Annotated in this window: 17 protein-coding genes; 9 read left to right on the top strand and 8 right to left on the bottom strand. The window is 44.5% G+C overall.

Translation table 11 applies throughout. From position 1 onward, the window contains the following. Positions 1–9 precede the first annotated feature (9 nt). Positions 10–1410, top strand: a complete 1401-nt coding sequence (locus tag FHS86_RS01785; RefSeq protein WP_429410501.1) for an OmpA family protein — start codon at positions 10–12, stop codon at positions 1408–1410. Here the strand turns inward: FHS86_RS01785 and FHS86_RS01790 are convergent. Then, complete coding sequence (locus tag FHS86_RS01790) at positions 1403–2143, bottom strand: class I SAM-dependent methyltransferase (RefSeq protein WP_429410503.1); 741 nt, start codon at positions 2141–2143, stop codon at positions 1403–1405. The two genes, FHS86_RS01785 and FHS86_RS01790, sit on opposite strands and share 8 nt — an antisense overlap. A 187-nt stretch (positions 2144–2330) precedes the next feature. Here FHS86_RS01790 and nrfH point away from each other — a divergent pair, with 187 nt between their 5' ends. The 8 genes from nrfH to rnpA all read left to right on the top strand — a co-directional run bounded on the left by nrfH (position 2331) and on the right by rnpA (position 9251). Then, positions 2331–2906 (top strand): cytochrome c nitrite reductase small subunit, encoded by a 576-nt coding sequence (gene nrfH, locus FHS86_RS01795; protein WP_429410505.1) that lies wholly within the window; start codon positions 2331–2333, stop codon positions 2904–2906. Positions 2907–2927: 21 nt separating this feature from the next. Beyond that, positions 2928–4442 (top strand): ammonia-forming cytochrome c nitrite reductase, encoded by a 1515-nt coding sequence (nrfA, locus tag FHS86_RS01800; RefSeq protein WP_429410507.1) that lies wholly within the window; start codon positions 2928–2930, stop codon positions 4440–4442. A 5-nt stretch (positions 4443–4447) separates the two neighbouring features. Then, complete coding sequence (locus FHS86_RS01805) at positions 4448–5671, top strand: alginate export family protein (RefSeq protein WP_429410509.1); 1224 nt, start codon at positions 4448–4450, stop codon at positions 5669–5671. Between the two features lie 394 nt (positions 5672–6065). Continuing rightward, complete coding sequence (gene rplM / locus FHS86_RS01810; RefSeq protein WP_429410511.1) at positions 6066–6521, top strand: 50S ribosomal protein L13; 456 nt, start codon at positions 6066–6068, stop codon at positions 6519–6521. Then, on the top strand, positions 6521–6907 hold the full coding sequence (gene rpsI, locus FHS86_RS01815) for a 30S ribosomal protein S9 (protein WP_429410513.1): 387 nt from the start codon (positions 6521–6523) through the stop codon (positions 6905–6907). The genes rplM and rpsI overlap by 1 nt, the downstream gene beginning before the upstream one ends. Before the next feature lie 118 nt (positions 6908–7025). Further along, positions 7026–7853, top strand: a complete 828-nt coding sequence (rpsB, locus tag FHS86_RS01820; protein ID WP_429410515.1) for a 30S ribosomal protein S2 — start codon at positions 7026–7028, stop codon at positions 7851–7853. 32 nt (positions 7854–7885) lie between these two features. Continuing rightward, positions 7886–8707: a translation elongation factor Ts gene (gene tsf, locus FHS86_RS01825; protein WP_429410517.1), complete on the top strand. Its 822-nt coding sequence runs from the start codon at positions 7886–7888 to the stop codon at positions 8705–8707. 142 nt (positions 8708–8849) lie between these two features. Further along, the gene (gene rnpA, locus FHS86_RS01830) at positions 8850–9251 is read left to right on the top strand and encodes a ribonuclease P protein component (protein ID WP_429410519.1); all 402 of its coding nucleotides are present in this window, start codon (positions 8850–8852) and stop codon (positions 9249–9251) included. Here the strand turns inward: rnpA and FHS86_RS01835 are convergent. From FHS86_RS01835 to FHS86_RS01865, 7 genes are all read right to left on the bottom strand, one after another. After that, the gene (locus FHS86_RS01835; RefSeq protein ID WP_429410520.1) at positions 9235–11844 is read right to left on the bottom strand and encodes a TonB-dependent receptor domain-containing protein; all 2610 of its coding nucleotides are present in this window, start codon (positions 11842–11844) and stop codon (positions 9235–9237) included. The genes rnpA and FHS86_RS01835 overlap by 17 nt on opposite strands. Further along, entirely contained in the window at positions 11841–12701 is an 861-nt protein-coding gene (locus FHS86_RS01840; protein WP_429410522.1) for a FecR family protein, read from the bottom strand. Before FHS86_RS01840 ends, FHS86_RS01835 begins: the two co-directional genes overlap by 4 nt. Then, entirely contained in the window at positions 12698–13252 is a 555-nt protein-coding gene (locus FHS86_RS01845; protein ID WP_429410524.1) for an RNA polymerase sigma factor, read from the bottom strand. The genes FHS86_RS01840 and FHS86_RS01845 overlap by 4 nt, the downstream gene beginning before the upstream one ends. A 170-nt stretch (positions 13253–13422) precedes the next feature. Continuing rightward, on the bottom strand, positions 13423–14367 hold the full coding sequence (locus tag FHS86_RS01850) for a hypothetical protein (RefSeq protein ID WP_429410526.1): 945 nt from the start codon (positions 14365–14367) through the stop codon (positions 13423–13425). Positions 14368–14497: 130 nt separating this feature from the next. Continuing rightward, positions 14498–16345 (bottom strand): RagB/SusD family nutrient uptake outer membrane protein, encoded by a 1848-nt coding sequence (locus FHS86_RS01855; protein WP_429410528.1) that lies wholly within the window; start codon positions 16343–16345, stop codon positions 14498–14500. 21 nt (positions 16346–16366) lie between these two features. Then, the gene (locus tag FHS86_RS01860; RefSeq protein ID WP_429410530.1) at positions 16367–19537 is read right to left on the bottom strand and encodes a SusC/RagA family TonB-linked outer membrane protein; all 3171 of its coding nucleotides are present in this window, start codon (positions 19535–19537) and stop codon (positions 16367–16369) included. A 107-nt stretch (positions 19538–19644) separates the two neighbouring features. Then, positions 19645–21192, bottom strand: coding sequence for a fasciclin domain-containing protein (locus FHS86_RS01865; protein WP_429410532.1), 1548 nt, complete (start codon positions 21190–21192; stop codon positions 19645–19647). Positions 21193–21207: the final 15 nt, after the last annotated feature.

Below are 21207 nucleotides of genomic sequence, written 5' to 3' on the forward strand. Positions count from 1 at the left end.
TAACAAACGATGGCAAGAACATTTATTATCATCATTTTGGCTATTTTCCTTGCTTTTAAGCTTTACCCCCAAGACCGACTCAACTCTTTAGGGGCATTTTTTGATTACGGAACGATCCAATACAGAGGCGAGTTGGGTAATCAACTTGGAAAGTTCGCACAATGGCAAGGTGGATACGGACTGGGATTATCCTACTATTTATCTCCTTCATTTAATGTTGGATTGCGTTCAGGTTATAATTACCTCAGTATTAATAATTCGGAAACACCACCGCTATCAATGTTTGGAAATTCTTATACAGTAACTGGAAGCATTGAATATAAGTTTTCGAATGGATATTTGTTAAAAGAGAATGACCTCTTTCAGCCATACTTAAAAACGGAGATTGGAATGATGTACGGTAGAACCTGGGGTAAAAGTCAGGATTTAAATGGAATGACTTACTCATTAAACCTCAGTAATGCTTGTTTATACCTGGGTGGAGGCTCTAAGATCAGGCTTGGAACTAAATTGCAAACATTCATCGAATTTGGCAATTTTTTAACATCCGCTGTAGGAATAGATGGAGCAAAGAGTTCTCCCAATAAAGACTTGCTTTTCAGGATCAATGCAGGTGTAATTCTTTTATTTGGAAGGATGAAGGATTCAGATAATGATGATGTTGCCGATAAAATTGATTTATGCCCAGACACGCCAAAAGGTGTTATTGTGGATGAAATCGGATGTCCCATCGACCGAGATAATGACAGGATTGCAGATTATCTTGACCAATGTCCTGACGAATATGGTACTAATATTACACGAGGCTGCCCTGACCGTGACGGAGATGGAATACCTGACAAGGATGACGAGTGTCCTAACGAACCGGGGATAGTTGAAAACAAGGGGTGTCCCGATATAATTCCAGAGATTGAGCCAATTTTTAAAGAACAAAAGCTACCAGCAGGCATGACTTATGACAGTGATGGTGATGGTATTGCTGACCATATAGATGAATGCCCCAATATTCCCGGTTCCCTTGAAAACAGAGGTTGTCCCCCTGTTGCTAAAGTGGCAAGATGGAAAACTGACATCGTAATACCTCCAGTCCATTTTACTTCGGGTGGAACATTTATTACGGATTTTTCTCGGGGCAGGTTAAACAGGCTTATCGAATTTTTAAATGAAAATCCAACGCTAAATGTGTGGATGTTTGGGCATACAGATGCCATAGGGTCAAGCGATATTAACCAGAAGATTTCAGAGATACGAGTTGAAATTGTTGCGAATTACCTTATAGAAAAAGGTATAAGCCCGGCTCGTATACATTCAATAGGGTTTGGGGAATCTTTTCCGGTTTCGTTTGGAAGGACCAGTGCAGATATGCTCCGAAACCGACGAATTGAGTTTTACTTATTTGAATTTAAGTAGATTGTTCTAAGTTTTTAACAGCTGTTATCAGCAAAGGGATCGACTGTTCTGTAAGTTCGTTTCCTGCAAAATCGCCATAGCTTTTCACACTGCAAAAGCCGGCATCGGTAATGAGTCGCCTGATTTGAGTATGGCTTACCGGGTAGAGTTTTACCGAATTGTCCAGTGTTTTACCGTTGGCTTTAATCGTTAAACGCGTATCGAAAAGAATGCTGTTATTTTCGGGATAACGATACGAGCGCTCAAAGCGCAGCACTTCATTGTCAATTAGCGGGAGCTGTTCCAGCTTTCTTCTCAGAATATTTTCATAATGCAGCACCTGGATCATTAATTTTCCACCTTGCTTCAAAAGAAGATAAGCAGCATTCAAAAATTGCGCGATCTCATTTTCATCGTTCAGATGCACCAGGGTATTGCCGAAACAAAGGAGGCCGTCGAAGGTGTTGGCAGCATAGTTTTCCTCCATTTTTAAAAGATCCCCGCTTGTGAAACGAACCACCTTGTTGTCATCTTTCCGACGTGCCAGTTCGATCATTTGTGTATCAAGATCAAAGGCATCGACTTTAAAGCCGCTTTTAGCCAGTTCGATAGCCAGACTGCCGGTAGCACATCCGGCGTCAAGCAGGTGCAATGATGTTGTGCCGGTTTCCTGCTTTACCCAGTTTAGCTGTTGCTTGTTCAGAGGGAAAATGTAGTCGTAATGGTCTGCAATTGAGGTGTAAAATTCCATCATCTTTAATTCATAAGTTGTTGCAAATAAACAAGAATTTAAATGTAAAGTTGTCACAATTGTTACAATAAACTACTTAGACTCGGTTTAACTTAGGGCCTGACTATTGACATCCTGATTGTTTCATTGTAAATTATTGCCTGTTATTGTTCAGCGAGTAAGAAAATTGAAGAAAAACCAAAGATTAACCATGAAGATCATTAAAAACCTTATTCCGCCTGACCCATGGAAACTGCCTGTAATTGTTATGCTGGGCATTTTTTCAGGATTGGGCATTTTTGTTTTTCATCTTTCCAAGGCTCCGTCTTATCTGTCCGACAAGCCCGAAACCTGTGTAAATTGTCACATCATGGCACCCCAGTATGCCACCTGGAATCACAGTAGTCATCGTGAATGGACCAACTGTAACGACTGTCATGTGCCACACAATAATGTGGCCAACAAGTACTTTTTTAAAGCCAAGGACGGTCTGCGGCATGCCACCATGTTTACGCTGAGGCTCGAACCACAGGTAATCCACATTAAGGACGCAGGCCGCGAAGTGGTGCACAACAATTGTGTACGCTGTCACGAAAAGTTATTGAACGACGACAAGCTGGTCCGCATAGATCCCTGCTTCAACGATCGTCGGGCCGATCGCCTTTGCTGGGATTGTCACCGCGAAGTACCCCATGGTAAGGTGAGAAGCCTTTCGAGCGTGCCCAATGCACGGGTTCCGGTACCTTCTTCACCGGTACCCGAATGGATCTCAAATTTCATGAAGTAGCAACTAAAAACCAAAAATCATATGAAACCAGTTACACAAGTTATTAAGGAAAAGCCGATCGTTGGTTGGCTGTTGTTTTTTGCCACCGTAGTGATCGTTTTTGTTTTGGGGCTGTTGGCTTCGTCGATTATTGAACGACGGGCCGAATCGGTCTTTGTTTACACCCCCCAGGTTGAACATTCGCAGTTTGAACCCCGAAACGAGGTGTGGGGTGAAAATTTTCCCCGTGAATACCAGTCCTTTCTTCAAACGCGCGACACTTCCTTCCGAAGCATGTACAATGGTTCGGCTCCGATTGATATGCTTGAAGTAGATCCGAGGCTGGTAGTTTTATGGGCCGGCTACGGGTTTTCAAAAGCTTATGAGCAGGCACGCGGACACGGATATGCCATTGATGACATACGCAATACGCTCAGAACCGGAGCTCCCATGAATGGTGAAAAGAGCCCCATGCCCAATACCTGCTGGACCTGCAAGAGTCCTGACGTTCCCCGCGTAATGAACGAAGTGGGTGTGGCCGAGTTTTACCGCGGAAGTTGGGAAGAACGGGGTCATGAAATTGTAAATTCAATTGGCTGTGCCGACTGCCATGATGCCAAAACCATGAATCTTCATATTTCAAGGCCAGTACTTGTTGAGGCGTTCGACCGTACCGGTAAGGATATCAGTAAGGCCTCACATCAGGAAATGCGCAGTTTGGTTTGTGCCCAATGTCATGTTGAGTATTACTTCAACAAGGATAAAGTGGAAGGAGTAAACTACCTTGTGTTGCCATGGGACAATGGATTCTCGGTGGAAGCCATGGAGCGTTATTACGACGATATGGAATTCTCTGACTGGACCCACCAATTAAGTAAGGCGCCCATGCTGAAAGCCCAGCATCCGGGCTATGAAATTCATTCAACCGGCATTCATGCTCAACGAGGCGTTTCGTGTGCCGATTGTCACATGCCTTACATGAGCGAAGGCGGACAAAAATTTACCGACCACCATGTTCGCAGTCCGCTTAGCAATGTGGCCAATACCTGTCAGGTTTGTCACCGCGAGGAAACAGAACAGTTGGTGCGCGATGTGTACGATCGTCAGCATAAAATCATCGAAAACCGCGATCAGCTCGAAATGTTGCTGGTAAGGGCTCATGTTGAAGCTCAAAAAGCCTGGGAGCTGGGAGCCAGTGATGATCAGATGAAAGATATACTGATGGACATCAGGCATGCACAATGGCGCTGGGATTATGCCGCTGCGAGCCATGGTGCTGCCTTCCACTCACCTGTTGAAGTGGGCCGGGTAATATCGACCGGTATTGTCATCGCCCAGGAAGGCAGGGTAAAGCTGGCAAGGGTACTGGCAAACCTGGGCCATAATGAGGAGCTTCCCTATCCCGATATTTCGACCAAAGCCAAAGCACAGGCCTTTATTGGTTTGCCCATGGATCAACTGAATAAAGATAAACAGGAATTTTTGAAAACGGTGGTTCCCGTATGGGATGAAAAAGCCAGTCAGCGGGAACAAACTTATTCTCTTACTGAATTCTGAAAACCATGAGAAGCATCATTCTGACATTGTTTATTTTGGCAGCTGCTGCCTGTCATGTTGTTGCTCAGGTAACGTTTTCGGGTGAATTACGTCCACGCACTGAATACAGTCATGGCTTTGGAACCCTGGCCGGCGATTTTCAGGATGCATCCCTCTTTACAAGCCAGCGCACCCGGCTTAGTGCCCAATTTAAAAATGACCTGCTTAGCTCACGTGTTGTATTGCAGGATATGAGACTATGGGGGGCGCAGGCGCAGTTGACAGGAAACGAAGACTTTGCGGTATCGATACATGAGGCCTGGGCCGAAACCGGACTTGTTGGCAAGTTATACCTGAAAGCTGGACGACAGGAGCTGGTGTACGACGATTCGCGGATCTTAGGGAATGTTGGCTGGGCGCAGCAGGGCCGAACACACGATGTGGCGGTACTGAAATGGCTTGGAGAGGCAGCAATTCACCTGGGCTTTGCTTTCCATCAAAATGCCAACCGACAGAACAATATTTTCGATGGCAACGATGCCTACAAAAGCATGCAGTTTTTATGGCTGAACAAGAAGCAGGAAGACTGGTCGGCCAGTTTGCTGTTGCTGAATAACGGTGTTCCCTTGCATGTTGCTGGTCAGGGGCAGGAAACCATCTACAGTCAAACGCTCGGTACCCATGTGAAGTATCGTCCGGCAGAAAAAATTCAGCTGAACCTGAATGCCTATTATCAGACGGGTGAGCTTGTTTTAACCGGGGTTCAGCGTGATCTTTCAGCTTATAATTTGCTGGCCGAAGTGTTGTACAATGCAGAAGAATGGCAATTTACAGCAGGCTATGAAATGCTTAGCGGGGATGATGTTAACAATTCAACAGTAGGAGCGTTTAATCCTTTGTACGGAACCAATCACAAATTCAACGGGCACATGGATTATTTCTACGTTGGAAACCACCTGAATTCGGCCGGACTGGGTGATGCTTACCTGAAGGCAGCGCTGAGCAGGGAAAAAATCAGCACGGCGCTGCATGTGCATTTTTTCAGTACGGTCGGCGATATTGGATTAAGCGAAGGCGGTTATCTGGGTACAGAAGCTGACTGGTCGCTCACCTGGACTATCCATCCGAATGCCAGTCTGGCTGTAGGTTATTCGCAGTTGTTTGCCAGCGAAAAAATGGAGTTGCTCAAAGGGGGAAATGCCAATGAAACCCAAAACTGGGCCTGGCTGATGCTGACCTTTGGTTTTTAAGTTGAATTGAATAGAACAAATGACGATCGCATTTTGAAGTGTCACGATGCGATCGTTTTTTTATGTTTTCGTTTTTCGTTGGCAGCAACAAACAGGATGCGATGGAAGTCAGACGGAAAACTTACAGCCTCCTTCTCAGTTGCTTTTTCACATAAAATCCTTATAGTTACCCGATTATTTTTAAAAAAGCGTTTGTTTTTACAAAAAAAGAAAATACTTTTGCAGTCCCGATTAATTAACGTTCCTGCGGTGTGGTAATTTGTTGATTGTGAACAACAAAACAAAAGTTACTAACAGGTTGATTCTTAGCAGCCTGCTTAGCAGCAGATTACAGGCGACACACCCTAATAAAGCAGGGCGAATTATTGTTGGATTTTTAAAACTTGAAATTCAAGTGGATACATTAAGTTACAAAACCGTATCAGCCAATAAGGCCACTGTAAACAAAGAGTGGGTTGTTGTAGATGCTGAAGGACAAATACTGGGTCGTATGGCCAGTCAGATCGCTATGATCCTGAGAGGGAAGAAAAAAGCAAGTTATACCCCTCATGTTGATTGTGGAGACAATGTGATTGTGATCAATGCTGAAAAAGTAGTTTTAAGCGGCAATAAGCTTTCTCAGAAGCAGTATGTTCGTCACTCGGGCTATCCGGGCGGACAAACTTTTCAAACTCCTGAGGACATTCTGAAAAAGTATCCTGAGCGTTTGGTAGAGAAAGCGGTAAAAGGCATGTTGCCTAAAAGCCGTTTAGGACGCGAACTTTTCAGAAATCTGAAAGTTGTTGTTGGCCCCGAGCACAAATACGAGGCACAAAAACCCAAAGTTATTGACTTAAACAGCATTAAATAATGGAAGTAATCAACGCATTAGGTAGAAGAAAAACTGCAATTGCCCGTATTTACATGCGCGAAGGCAGTGGTAAAATCACAATTAACGACCGCGATCTGGAAAATTATTTTCCACAGAAAACTTTGCAGTATGTGGTACTTCAACCATTTAACCTGCTCAATGTTGCCGGACAGTACGATGTGAAGGTGAATCTTGACGGTGGTGGTTTGAACGGACAGGCAGAAGCCCTTCGTTTGGCAATTGCCCGTGCCATGGTAAAGATTAATGCCGAAAACAAACCTGAACTGAAAAAAGCTGGTTTCATGACCCGTGACCCACGCGAAGTGGAACGTAAAAAACCAGGACAACCAAAAGCACGCAAGCGCTTCCAGTTCTCGAAACGTTAATATTATTTGTAAAACCATATTTTGTTTAGTATCTAAATTCACGCGATTTCTGTTTCATTTTGAAACAAACAGGACTACCCGTGGATTGATATTACAGAATGTAAACAAACATTGAATTATGCCTAAAGTACAATTCGAAGAGTTATTGCAAGCAGGTGTACACTTTGGACACCTCAAAAGGAAGTGGAATCCCCACATGGCTCCATACATCTTCATGGAGAAAAACGGCATCCATATTATCGACCTTCAGAAAACGGCGGTTAAAATGGATGAAGCTGCTCACGCCCTGAAGCAGATTGCCAAATCGGGCCGTAAGATATTGTTCGTAGCCACAAAAAAACAAGCCAAAACAATCGTTTCTGACCTTGTAAGTGGAGTGAACATGCCCTATGTAACCGAGCGCTGGCCAGGTGGTATGTTAACCAACTTCCCAACCATTCGTAAAGCGGTTAAGAAAATGACCTCGATCGATAAGTTAGCAAAAGATCCAAGCAACTGGAATAACTTGTCGAAACGTGAAAAACTGCAGATTACCCGTCAAAGGGCTAAACTGGAAAAGGTACTTGGATCGATTGCCGATCTGACCCGTCTTCCTGCTGCATTGTTCATCGTTGACGTAATGAAGGAGAAAATCGCAGTTCGCGAAGCTCAGCGCCTGGGTATCCCCGTGTTTGCCATGGTTGATACCAACTCTGATCCAAACGGTCTCGATTTTGTGATTCCTGCCAACGACGATGCTTCTGATTCGATTAAACTGATTGTAGGCGAAATGTGCGAAGCCATCCGCGAAGGACTGGGTGAACGTAAAGCCGAAAAGGACAAAGAATCCGCTGACAAGAAAGAGTCAAAACCTAAAGCGAAAAGATCGGCTGCCAAAAAGGCTGAAAAAGTTGAAAAAACTGAAGATGCTGCCGACGAAGTAAGCGAAAAGGAAGACAAAGAGTAATTTATTGATTCACCGATTAAAACTATAATAGAATGTCTATTTCTGCTTCAGATGTAATGAAGTTGCGCAAAGCAACAGGTGCCGGTATGATGGACTGTAAAAACGCCCTTACCGAATCCAACGGTGATTTTGACGCTGCTGTTCAGATTATCCGTGAAAAAGGAAAAGCAATCGCCAATAAACGTGCCGACCGTGAGGCCAGCGAAGGTGTTGTATTGGGTAAAGTGGCCGGAAACAAAGCCGGTATCATTGTACTCAACTGCGAAACCGACTTCGTTGCCAAAAATGATGGCTTCGTTGAACTGGCTGGCAAAATGCTTGATACGGCATTGGCTTCAAGTGCTACCACCCTTGATGAAGTGAAAGAACTCACCATCGATGGTCGTACGATTGCTGATCACGTAATCGAACAAACTGGTATCATTGGAGAAAAGCTCGAACTGAGTTACTTCAAAACCATCGAAGCTGAATCGGTTGTTGCCTACATTCACCCCGGTAATAAACTGTCGACCATTGTTGGTTTTAACCAGCATGGGGTTGATACGCAGGTAGCCAAGGACGTAGCCATGCAGGTTGCTGCCATGAATCCTGTAGCTGTAGCCAAGGACGATGTACCCGCCGATGTTGTTGAGAAAGAACTCGAAATTGCCAAGGAAAAATTCCGTCAGGAAGGAAAACCTGAAGACATGCTCGACAAAATTGCACAAGGTGCCCTGAATAAATTCTTCAAGGAAAGCACCCTGCTGAACCAGGCCTTCGTGAAAGATAACAAGTTAACCATTGAACAATACCTTAAAGGTGTTGATAAGGGCTTAACAGTTACTGCTTTCGATCGTTACGGTCTGACAGACTAAGCAATACCTATCAGCTAAATAGCAAACGCCTGGACGCAACGTTCAGGCGTTTTTTAATTCGCTTCAGTAGCATAGGAAGAAAGGACAGCGATTTGACTTATTCTTCTTCATGATTAATCTTTATCTTCGTAAAAAAATTCAAATGCAGGGACGAGCGAGCTTCAAAAAAGAGGAAAGACTGTGCAGCAAAATAACGATCGATCGAATATTTGCTGAAGGCATCCCACTTTTTGTGTTTCCATTCAGACTGCTTTATCTACCGCTCGAGAAAAGTTCCGATTCGCCAGCAAAAGTACTCTTTTCGGTACCTAAGAAGAAGTTTAAAAGTGCGGTACAGCGCAACCTGCTTAGAAGAAGAATGCGGGAAGCCTACCGGCTTAACAAAAATGCGCTCCTGGAGCAGCTTTCTGAACAGGGAATGGCCCTTGCTCTCGTTATTATTTACACCGACAGGAAAGCCTGCAGTTATGCAAAAATTGAAAAGCAGTTAATCAAACTTTTAGCACTCCTTCAGGATAAAGTGGAAGTTAAAAAATCAGTTTAAAAAACAATACCGGAGTAAAAGGAACCGCTTCGGTATACAGACTGATTGCACCCAGCTCCCTGCTGATGGTAATTTTTCGAAGGTTGTCGTGTTTGAGGTTATGGGTGTCGAGTAAATTGAGCACCGAAATTCCGCTTTCACCTTTAACAGAACTGTTGCCGAATTGATAGGTCAGTGCAGCATCGACGCGGTGGTAATCGATCGAAGTATCGTCGAAGGCCTGCTCTATCAAATGTATGCCCGAGCCGTAAACATAGTTGGCCGAGAAGAAAAACTGACGGTAATTGAATAAGGCCGAAAGCTTCACTTCGTGGTTTTGATTGTGCGGAGCAGGCGTGTATTCGGGCAAAGCCATTTGTGGAGCAGCAAGTCGTTCAAGCGCAGTGCTCAGGGTGTAGCTGGCCCACACAGAGTGCTTCCCAATTTCCTTTTTAATGTAGGTGTCGATCCCAAAGGCTTTTGCATCGCCCCTGTAAAGGATCACCTGACCTTTGGTTCTTTCCTGTTCAGCAGGTATTTGTACCCTCCTGCTCAGCTTTTCCGTTTTTTTGTGGTAGGCTTCGATATTGAAAGTGAAACCGTTGGAATGGTAGCTGAGGCCACTGATAATATGTTGCGATTGTAAGGCTGGAAGTTGCTTATTGGCAGTTACCCAGAGGTAGGTATAGTTTAATTCGCGGTCGACATTGCCCATCAGGTACATGTACTGATTAAAGAGCCCCCACGAAGCATTGATTTTAAATTGCTTATTCAACTCATATTTCAAACTTACACGAGGTTCAGCCAGCAACTGCTTTCTGTTCAGTAAATAGCTGGTTCTTAATCCGGCATTGAGGCTAAGTTGTTCACTCAGTGGAAACTGATCGTTAAGGTAGACATAGGGACTAAAATCGGCGTACTGATTGCTTGTATCGATGGAAACAACATTGTTGTATGAAGTGACATCACCAATAAAACTTTGATTGAAAAAGAAGCCCGTGCCTGTTTCCAGTTGGTGACCTTTTCCTGTCGGAATCAGATGTTCTATTCTCAATAAATGTTCACTGGCATCGTTGCTGTATCCTTTTTGTCCGTTACTGTATGAAGTTCCGTTGCTTAAATTATCGATGGCCGTAAGCTCGCTGGTCGATTTTGAATAGGCCGAGGAGGATAGCGTGGCACGGGTAATTGCGCCGTTGGACCATGTTCTGTGATAATACATCGACCCACCATTTTGCCGGTTGTCTTCAGTGGCTTCGTACATCACTTCAAGCGGAACACTTTCATCTCTCCCCAATCGGCCCCTGGTGCTTCGTGTAAGGCTTGCATCAGCATCCAGACCAAAGTAATCGCCTCCTGCATACAGACTAATGTAAAACAGATCGTTGTTGCTCAATTGCAAGGTGTATTTCAGGTTGGCATCCCTGAACTGGTAATCGTTGGGATATACATTGATGTCGGGGGCGGTGCCGAATCGTGTATTTCCTTTTCCATCGCTGTTTAAAACCGGACGGGTGGGTGCAAAAATGTTGAAATCGTCGGAGTTGTAAAGCTTGTAATAGGTTTGCCGGTAGGCAAATATTAAGGATGATCGGCCAAATAGCGGGATCTCTGCCATTCCGTTCAGGGTCGTATTGTTGATGTTGAAGCTAAAAACAGGACGGGAGAAATCACCATTCTTTCCGCTTAACAATATAAGTCCTCCGACCCTGTTTCCATAGCGAGCATCGTAACCACCCTTATGTATCTCAATATTTTTAACAAGAAAGGGATTGACCACACTGATGTTATCATTAAAATTTTTCAAACCAAACAGGGTAAAGCCGTCAAAGCTTACCTGACTTTGACCTTCATAGCTACCCCAAATCAGTAAATCGGAAGCTTGTTCGCCGGCTGCCTGAATTCCCGGCATCAGGCGCAGCAGGTTGAAAACAGAATTGTCGCCCTGGCCCGGCAAAAATCCGGCAATGGAAGTATTCAATTTCATCTTTCCCGGCCGATCGCCCGGGAGGGTGGCTCTTTCAACTGTATTTTGCAGGATGGTAATTTCGGGCAGATTGTGCTGCGAAGGACTTAGTTCAAATTGCTTGTCGATACTGGCGTAAAGCAGGGTGTCGAAGATAAAATAACCCAGATGAGAAATTTGTAAGCGAAAAATGCTGTCGGCCGTCGCCGTATAGTTGAAGGCGCCCATTACATCGGAAACCATCGCCTGATTGTTGATAATGATATGGGAATAGGGAAGGGGTTCCCTACTGCCCCTTTCAACAATCTGCCCCGAAAACCTGAATGGAGGAGGTGTTTCTTGCTTCGCTTTTTTATTGGGAACAATGATCAGTACCTCACCCGACTGCTGGATCTGAAAGGGCAATTGGTGCAGTATGGCCTTTAATGCGTCTTTTTTATTGGTATAGCTGCCATGCAGACTGATCGTAAATCCTGCAAGCGCATTTTCATTAAAGGAGAGTTGAAATCCATAACTGTCGCGCAGTTCGTGAAGCAATTCATTGAGAGCTTGCTGATCCGCTTCAATGATGATCGCCTGATTTTGTGCCAATACCGTAAACTGGAAAAAGGCCAGGACTGCAACTATCAATAGGACGTTTCTGATCATTCTTCTCCTGGTAAAATCAGGTATTCATTTGCAGATTGCTTTTCGTATTTTAGTCCCATGGCGGGACAGATGTATGCCAGCACCGCTTCAATGTTTTGCTCTTTGTTGAAATTACCGGTATAGCGGGCAGCATGTTGAACGGTTGTTTTAATACTTACATCGTATTGTCTTTCGAGTTCGCGAAAGACTTCATTGAGCGGGCTTGCATTAAAAAGAAAGATTTGTTGTTTCCATGAAATTTCAGGATAGGTATCAATCTGATGCTGTACATTAATTGTACCTCCAGGGCCAATTTCGGCCATGCTTCCGGGTTTTAAAACAGCATCGTGGCTGCTTTTCGAGCTGACTTTCACACTTCCGCTAAGACATACCACCCTGTAGCTTGTTTCCCTCGAAAAAATGTTAAAACTGGTCCCCAGTACTTCGGTTTGCCCCATGGTTGAACGTACAGTAAATTTTCTTCCTTTTTCGACCTCAAAAAGGGCTTCGCCTTCAAATTCGATGCTCCGGTCAAAACGCCACCAGTAGGGATGGAAATGCAGTTCGGAGGCGGCATTCAAATGTACGGTGGAGCCGTCGGGGAGCATGGCCATCTGATGCACGCCCGCCGGGGTACTGATGCTTGTTGAATAAAAACGCATAAAGAGAAGGCTGCCCGAAATAAGCAGCATTAGAATGGCAGCTGCAGCCATAAGCGGGCGGAAAACATGTGAAAGCACTTTCCTGCTTTTGGTTTCAACGAGTTGTCCTTCGATGGTAGCCCAAACATTTTCAGCGCTTTTTTTCCATACAAAACGCCCACCGCTTAAGAAGTGATAAGCCGGAGGTGTTGTTCTATGTTGATCGTTTGTTTTCACTTTGTTTTCTTTATTTCTGCCCTATACTTAAAGCCTGTTATGAACCATAAAATTAGTGTGCTGCTGTATTTTCTGAGGGCATGTTTCATGTGGTCGAGGGCCTGACTCATTCTCTTTTCAACGGCTTTGACGCTTAAGTCGAGGCGTTCGGCAATCTCTTTGTATTTCAATTCATCGATGCGGCTCATTAAAAATACCACTCTTTGTTTTTCGGGCAAGTTATTTAAAGCTGTTTCATAAGCTGATTTTAATTCTTCATAACTTATGTCGTCGTATGGAGTCTGACTTTGCTCCTGTACTTCATAATTCTTAAAAAAGTTGAAGGCCACCTTATCTTTTCTGTAACTGGAAATAAAGAGATCGTTGGCAATTTTAAAAAGCAGGCCCTTCACTCTTTTGGGATCGATGTCGTTTTGTTTTTCCCAGATCCGAATGAAAGTATCCTGGGCTATGTCGGTCGATAAATCTTCGTTGCCCGAGCGGTAAAAAACATAACGGCGAACTTCCTCAAAATAGGTGTCGAACAGGGTTTTAAAGGCTTGCTTTTCCAAAATGTTGTCTTTCGGTTTACCCAAAGATAAATGAAAGTTTTCAGTTTTTGTTCAGTTTTATTCTCCCTGTTTGATCGGGCTTGCTGCATCAAATGGATGAAAGGCTTCAACGAAAGGCCATAAAAGGAGAAAATACTGCATGTCGCTGATTACTGACATGCAGTTTCTTTTTATTTTCCTTTAGACCGTTGTTTTTCTTTGTATTCGTCGAGTCGTGCTTCCGGATGGCGGCCCTGAAGCTCAATTTCTATGGTTTCGCCATTGGAAGTAAGTGTGGCGATATTGTCGCAGCTGCCATCACCGAAGTTTAGCGTTGCCAATACTGTATCGTTTTCAGAAAAGCTGACAAGGCCCTGCACATAGTAGCGGCATTCGCCGGTACGCAGTAAAGGCTCTTTTATTACTTTGAGCCAGGTCGATCCGCCTTCTACCTGCATTTGAACCGATCCGGTGATTTCAATCAAGTCATCGGCATGTTCCATTGGGGTATTGATTCCTTCGAGCCAGTTTCTTAGCTGGATGCCACTTCGGTGCATAATTGTTCCATCGGGAAGTACAAAAGTGATATCACTTTCGGAGCTCATTGTGCGACTATTTTCGTTGTCACCGTTAAACACTTGCCGGGTGGTGCCGTCAATGGCTACCGAGTCGATTACACAAGCCGTATAGGTGACAAGGCGTGTTGCACCGTTGGTGCTGCGTGGGGCCGATAATTCGATGCTTACCACACCACTGATTATTCTTCCGTTATGCAGGGTGGTACTGTCGCCGTAATCGATGGTGATGACGATGGGGTAACCCGTGGCAGCAGTATCGATGCTTACATCAGGCATCAATTGTTCGTTGTAGCGGGCAATTTGCTTCCCATGCAGCAGGTGATTGCCCTTGTTGTAACGTGCCAGTTGTCGAAGCAGGCGTTCCGACGAAGCAAAGAATTCGGCTTCATAGCAGGCCTCTTCATACACTCCTTCGGTGAGCAGGTCGTTGACTGCAATTTCGGCCGATTTGAGTACCATGTCTTCCTGATCGTTTGAATCGAGAAGGGAAGTGCTTTCGTTACAGGACATCAGTCCCAGTGTTAGCAGTGCAAGCAGAATAAAGTGTGTAGTTTTCATTGTCGTATTTTTTGAATGAATAAATGATTGTTTACCTATCATCCGAAGAAGGATGACTTTACCCTACTTTTTATTGCAAAAAAAAGGTTGCCGGGAAACCGACAACCTTCAAAATATATTTTAGCAACTACTATTCGAAGTAATGAATGTACCAGTTGTTTTCGTCGAGCAATAAGTTATACATGGCTTCGCGCATTGAGGCCGGATATTTTTGGGAAACTTTTGCAGCGAGGTACGACGGATCGTTCCGCCTTTTGGCTACGCGCATCAGGTCGTAAAAACGCTGTCCTTCGTAGGCCAGTTCACGAGCTCTTTCATCCATGATTTCATTTTCAAAACGGTATTGCTTTACCAGTTGTTTGCCGGTGAGGTCCTGCCAGCCAATCACTTCGTTGGTAAAGGGGTCGAAGTTGAAGACGATGTTACGGAGCATGAGTGGATCGAGTCCAACACGCCCGCGAACACCCATTTGGCTGCGGGTATTCGAAGCGTCAAAATTACTTCCGTCGTTGATGATGTTCAGGGCGTTTTGTGCATACGAACGCACTGTGCCTGTATTCTCGTCCCAGAAGCTCCAGTAGTTATAAATTTCGGACAACAGAAGGTTGACATCGGCAGCCCGGTAGATGACGAAGTTGGCATCCTTGTCGTATTCGTCTTTGTTTAAGGAATACTTAACAACTACGGTGTCGGTGTTTTCCATGATGGCTTCAACGCTTCGGTATTCTTCGTTCATTTTATGGTCGAGCATTTTCAGAAAATCGTTAACCAGTACCTCATTGTTTTTTTGGTAGACGTACGAAATACCGTAGCCACGGTAAAAGTCGCCGGGTTGTCCGGGGAAAAGCGTTTTGGTGCTGTCGGGTATCTCGTAGTCGTAGCGGATGCTGGAATAAGTCCAAACCGTTTCCCACTGGTGTACGGCAGCTTTGGTAGGTTTCAACATGTATTCATTCGAACCCCATGGTTCAAAAAGGCGTTGCAACTGATGCTGTTGCTGGCTTTGTTTGTCGAAGGGGAGGGTGAGGATGTGTTCCTTGCGGTCGATGTTCAGGAAGATATTCGCCCACTGGCCGTACGAGAAGGTCTCGTCGAGCTGGTAACGGTCATCTTCGCTGTTGTTGTAGATCACTTGTTCGAGGTATTCAACACTTTTGGCCAGATCACCCAGTGTGAGGTACATTTTTCCCATCAGGGTGTTGTAGCTCCAGATACTCCATACGGTGACCTCCCACGAATTGTCGTTGTTGTCGATATAATGGTTTACACCCACTGCTTTTACTTTGTTTTCCAGTTCCTGAGTAAAGTAGCGGATGACCCTTTCGGTATCGAAATATTGTTTTTCGAGTACCTCTTCGTGGTTATAAATGGTATCGTTGTAGTAACCATCGAGACTGTATTCGATGTATACGCTATCGACATAAGTAGCTCCTGAGTTAACAAAGGTATTGATTTCATCAATCTCGGCCAGTTGCTGATGAATGAAAGGTACCTTGCCGTAAATCTGTACTGCGTTGAAATAAGCCCAGGCCCTCATGCACAAAGCTTCGCCGTAAAGCCGGTCGTAGTTGTTAACCGGAGCATTCGGGTCGAGCACCGAAGGTTGTTTGTTTTCGATAATTGACAGAAAGCGGTTGGTGGCTGCAATCAGCCTGAAAAAATTATCAGGCGATGCATATTGATTGCTTTTCGATACGTTGAAGTTGTAGATTTCAAGCAGTTCGGCATCTGCATTATCGGTTACAGTAAGCAAATCGCCACGGAGCTCACCTAAAATGACAAGCTGCTCAACCAGCTCCTGCTGCAGGGCATATAATCCCATCGATGCAGCACGGTATTCATACCAGTCGGTATATAAATCTTCTTCACTCACTGTGATGTCCTGATCGGGAGTGAAGAATTCTTCACACGACGAAAGGTTGATCAGCATCAGAAGTGCTGTAAGTGGAAGGATGATTGTTTTTAATCGCTTATTCATGATATAAGTTTCTCTAAAATTTTATAAACCAATTTTAATACCAACCAGGAATTGACGTGGTGCAGGTGTTGTACCAAAGTCGATTCCCTGTTCGGAAGTATTGAATGAATAGGAAAATTCAGGGTCGTATCCGAGATAGGTCGACAGCGTTAAGAGGTTGCTTGCTGAGATATAAAATTCAGCATTTTTGAAAGCCCAGAATTCATTGGGGATTTTGTAACTGATCGATACATTTTTCAAACGCAGGTAGGATCCGTCTTCGATCCAGCGTGATGAAAAGGCACTGTTGCCAACAGGGTCGTTCAGCAGTGCTCGCGGAACTTCGGTGACCTGTCCGTCGTATTGCCAGCGCTTAAGCACCGAAGTGCTTTGATTGGCCAGGCTGGTCATCGATTCGTTTTTGTACCTCAGGTAATTGAATACTTCGTTACCGGTAACAAAATAAACGAAAGCATTTAATGACCAGTTTTTATAGGAAAAGGTATTGCTTAAACCACCTGTAAATTCAGGGATGGGTGAACCAAGGCTGATTTTATCGTAGCGGTTAATGACCTGGTCGGGTGTTCCGTCGGGGCCTGAGATGTCTTCATATATGGCGTCACCTGCTTTGTAGGCGATTCCCTTGTTGTTGACCATTCCGGCATTGGCTGCCTCTTCTTCGCTTGAATATACACCCAGAAAACGGTAACCATAAAAGCTGTTCATGGCTTCACCGGTCATGTTAACGAGTTCGTAGCTTCCATACGATGTAATTTGTATGTCGTTGGGCATGGCAGTGATCTGGTTTTGTGCATGCGAAAGGGTGGCTTCAATATCCCATTTAAACGATGGAGAATTGACAAGTCGTCCGAAGAGATAGCCATCCCAACCGGTATTTTTCATTGCACCGGAGTTTTCCGGTCTGTAATCAAAGCCATAGAATGCTTCGAGCGGGGCATATATCAACAGGTTGTTGGTGGTTGAACTAAAGAGGTCGAAGTTCATTCGTACCCTGTTTCCCCAAAGTGCCAGGTCGATACCTGCATTTAACTGGCTCACCATTTCATAATTTAGCTGCTTATTGGCTATGGTACCCGGCACCACTCCTGTTGTTTGTCGGTACTGGAGTGTACGGTAAAAGTTGGTAGCGTTTGATTCGCCAATATCGTCGTTTCCGGTAACACCGACTGCTACTCTGAATTTTAATTCTTCAAGCCAGGCTTTGTCGTTCAGGAAGCTTTCATTGGAAACCCGCCAACCAAGACCGGCTGAGTAAAACAAACCGAAGGGCTGCCCCATCAGGTTGAGTGCTGTAGGTGCTTCCTTTCCAATGCGTGAAGAGCCATCGAGCGAAACGCTAGCAGAAGCAAGGTATTTATCCTGGTAAGCATAGGAAAGTTTTTCGTAAATCGAAATCCAGTTCCAGTTCCGGTTGTTTCCTCCAATTTCTCGCAGATTGTCGATGCCGTTGGCAAGTTCCCGGTATTCGTCGTTTTCGTGGGCATTTTTAGCAATACCCCAGTCATATTGAAAACGGTTGGAGGTAAGGTTTACTCCGGTAGTTGAATTAAGACTGTGATTGGCATTGAATTTTTTATTGTAAATCAGCATGGAGTGATTACTGAAGCCATTGAAGGTATTGGTCGATGCCTTGGCTACGTTGTGGGCTTCCTTGTCGTAATAAAGTTCCATGCCCTTATTGGGCATAAACATGTTCTCCTTGAGTGCATTGTAAAAGATTCCAAAATTGGTTCTTAAAAGCAGGTTTTCACCCAGGTCGGCTTCAAATCCCAATGAAGTAATAATATGGTAGTTTTGACTCCGGGCAGAAAAATTCTCAATGGTAGCCAGGGGATTGCTCACTCCAAATTCGTCCACTTCGGAAAGCATGGAAGTTTCGAGGCCATCGGCATCGTACTGATAACGGTTTAAAAGTGGTGATTTTACCAGCGCCGAAAGAATGGGACTGGTTTCTTTAACCCGTGCTGATTCTTTTAATGCAGAATTACTGGTATTGAACGATACGCTGGCATTCATACGAAGCCAGGTATAGATGTTAACAAGACTGACAAAGCGGAGGTTGTAGCCCTGATAGCTGGTGTTTCGAATAATTCCCTTGTTGTCGTAATAACCAAATGACAAGCCATAGCGGGCAATTTCATCACCTCCCTTTACTTTGATGTTAAAGTTGGTAAATGAAGCATTTTCGAAGATGTATTGTTGCCATTCGGTGTCGTGGAGGTAATTATTATAGCGTTCGTCGTCTGCTTCGAGATATAGATTGGAATATTGCTCCCTCATTACTTCCTCGAGCATGCCAGAGCTGTAGAGCAATTCCTTGGCCAGCGTTTTGTGCTGGGATGCATTCATTACCGGAATGTTTCTTTCGGGTTTTAATGAGAGTCCGCGGCGCATGTCTATTTCGAACGAAGTTTCAGTGGCACTTGGGTCAAGGGTCTGAATCATTACCAATCCGTTGGACCCATTCGATCCATAAGCTGATGCATAAACTGCATCCTTCACCACGGTAGCATTGGATATATCGAGTGGGTTGATGGCCAGCAGAGGGTTATAAGCATAACCATCGATGACCGAACCGAACAAACCCTGAGGTTCCATAATAATTCCATCGACAATGTAAAGGGGTTGCGTATTGGCATGAATTGAATTGATGCCACGGATGTAGTTTACTGCTCCCGAACCAGGTTCACCCGATCGGTTCACCACGTGCATACCCGATACACGGCCCTGCATGTACTGATCGATCGAGGTGGTAATGGAGTGATGGATTTTATTCAGATCGAGATCGGAAAAGGCCGTTGCCATATTTTTCATCTGAACCTGTTGGCTCAGTGCGACAAGCTGATCCTCGCCACTTGCTACTTTTAAGGGTGTGAGCATAATGGTTAATGAGCTTCGGCCGTCGAGAAAGATGCGTTTGCGCTTATAAGCCGATGCAGGAGCCGCAATAATCCACACGTCACCGTGGTCGGCTTTTACTGTAAATTCACCATTCTCGTTTGTAAAGGCAGGCATTTCGGTCGATCCTTCAACACTCACCGATACATTGGCCAGTGCTTTGTTTTCGGGCGATACCACGATACCACTCACAGTAAGGATTTCCTGTGCATGCATTGTAAAGGTACTCATCATGATCATGAACAAAAAGAGCATGATTCGTGATAGGTTTCGGTTAATTGGTGTATTATTCATTGCTGAACTTGTTATTTTCTTAATTAGCTTCGGTCTTAACATGAGGTCATTACTGACCTGTTGATTGGCCCGGGGCCTGTTGTACTTCAAAAGAGCGTAAATCATCTTTACGGATTTTTAATAATCAGGTCGGTCATTGCTTCGGGGAAATAACCGATATAATCGATAAATAAACCGTTAAACTTAGCCTGACTCGGGCCTTTGTACTCGAGCCTGATTTTAGCACGCCCGTATTCAGTGATGTTATCAACCCAGAAGTCAAATTTGTTGAAGCGACCCTGGGGTACATAGCGTTTTCCGCTAACTGCACTGGGCATTATACCACGGTATCTTATAAAATCGTAATAGTCAAAGGTTTTGACTAGTTCGTCGTTTACGTATATTTCATACAGGCCGCCAAAATCCATATGGGTACGAATCACAAAAAGATAACGGCGGGGGAAGAGCGGCTTGCTCTTGAACTCGACGCTGTAAGCTTCTTCATATCCGTTGGGGAACTGAATCTTCATAATGGAGTCGTTGGAGGCATCGGCTACAAAGTCGGCATCGGGCAGAAAGGTCTGACTGCTGATTACCTTAATGGAGTCTTTCCACGAGTAGCGGTCTTTGCCAATAACGTTGAGAAGTGCCTCTCCTTCAGTGCGCAATGGGCTCATGAAAAGGGAGTCGAGGATTTCGAATTCGGCATAATTATAAGCATACCCGTTGCTGCAAATGGTTTTGTCGACCGGAGTAAAACGAATCCTGATACTGTCGCCCAGAATATTTTTAAGCGTGTCGGTGTCGAATTCTTCAGGTTCAAGCATGTTTTCGTAAATTCCTTCCTTCAGAAGATAGGGTATCAGTATGTCCTGTTGCCATTCGAGGGCAATGTCGTCGTAACTGTCGTAGCTTCCGCCGAGTTTAAGAGCCATGTTGGTCAAGGCTTGTTCGTAAAGATGCTGACGCGGGAAAACCAGGGTGGCTGTTTTTACCCTGAACTCTTCCGAAACTTTAAAGTATTCTTCTTCAAAAAGATTGATGACCGTGACCACCGAGTCGTAAATGGTATTGCCGTAATCGTCGAAACCCAGTGGCTTGCTAAGTTCCTTATCGAGAATGATTGAATCCTGATCGTCGATAAACTGTTTCAGTGCAGGGTTGGTTTGGGCAATGTATTCGTACAAACTGGGCTTGGGGCTTGCTACTTCACTGATAATAAAGTAACGTCCGTCGCGATATAGGGGGCTTGAAAAAGTAACAGGGATCTCGTCGAATAAATATTGTCCGTCACGCTTTTCAAACTGTGCAAATTTGAGCATCAGCGTCTGAATTTTGCGTTTGCGCTCAATGTTGTTGGGTTGGATATAATGGTGCAGAATATGATAGGCCAATCCCTTTTTTGTAATTTCAGCAGTGTCGGTATAGCTTTCAAGAGCACTGTTGCTTGGTACAAAAAAGCTATGTACATCGTTGTATTCAAAAATGGAGTCGAGTCCAAAGCTTTCAATTAATTCGACAAATTTGCTTGTCTGATTGTCGGCTTTCATGGCTTCCCAAACACTTTGATCAATGGTATCGGGTACGTTTACGTAGTGTTCCGTCCATTTGTCTTCACATGCTGTTATCCCTAAAACGATAAAGGCAAAGATGATATGATAAGCGATTTTTTTCATCAGTATTTTTTTTCA

This window comes from Roseimarinus sediminis (assembly GCF_050433125.1).
Taxonomy (GTDB): Bacteria; Bacteroidota; Bacteroidia; order Bacteroidales; family Prolixibacteraceae; genus Roseimarinus; species Roseimarinus sediminis.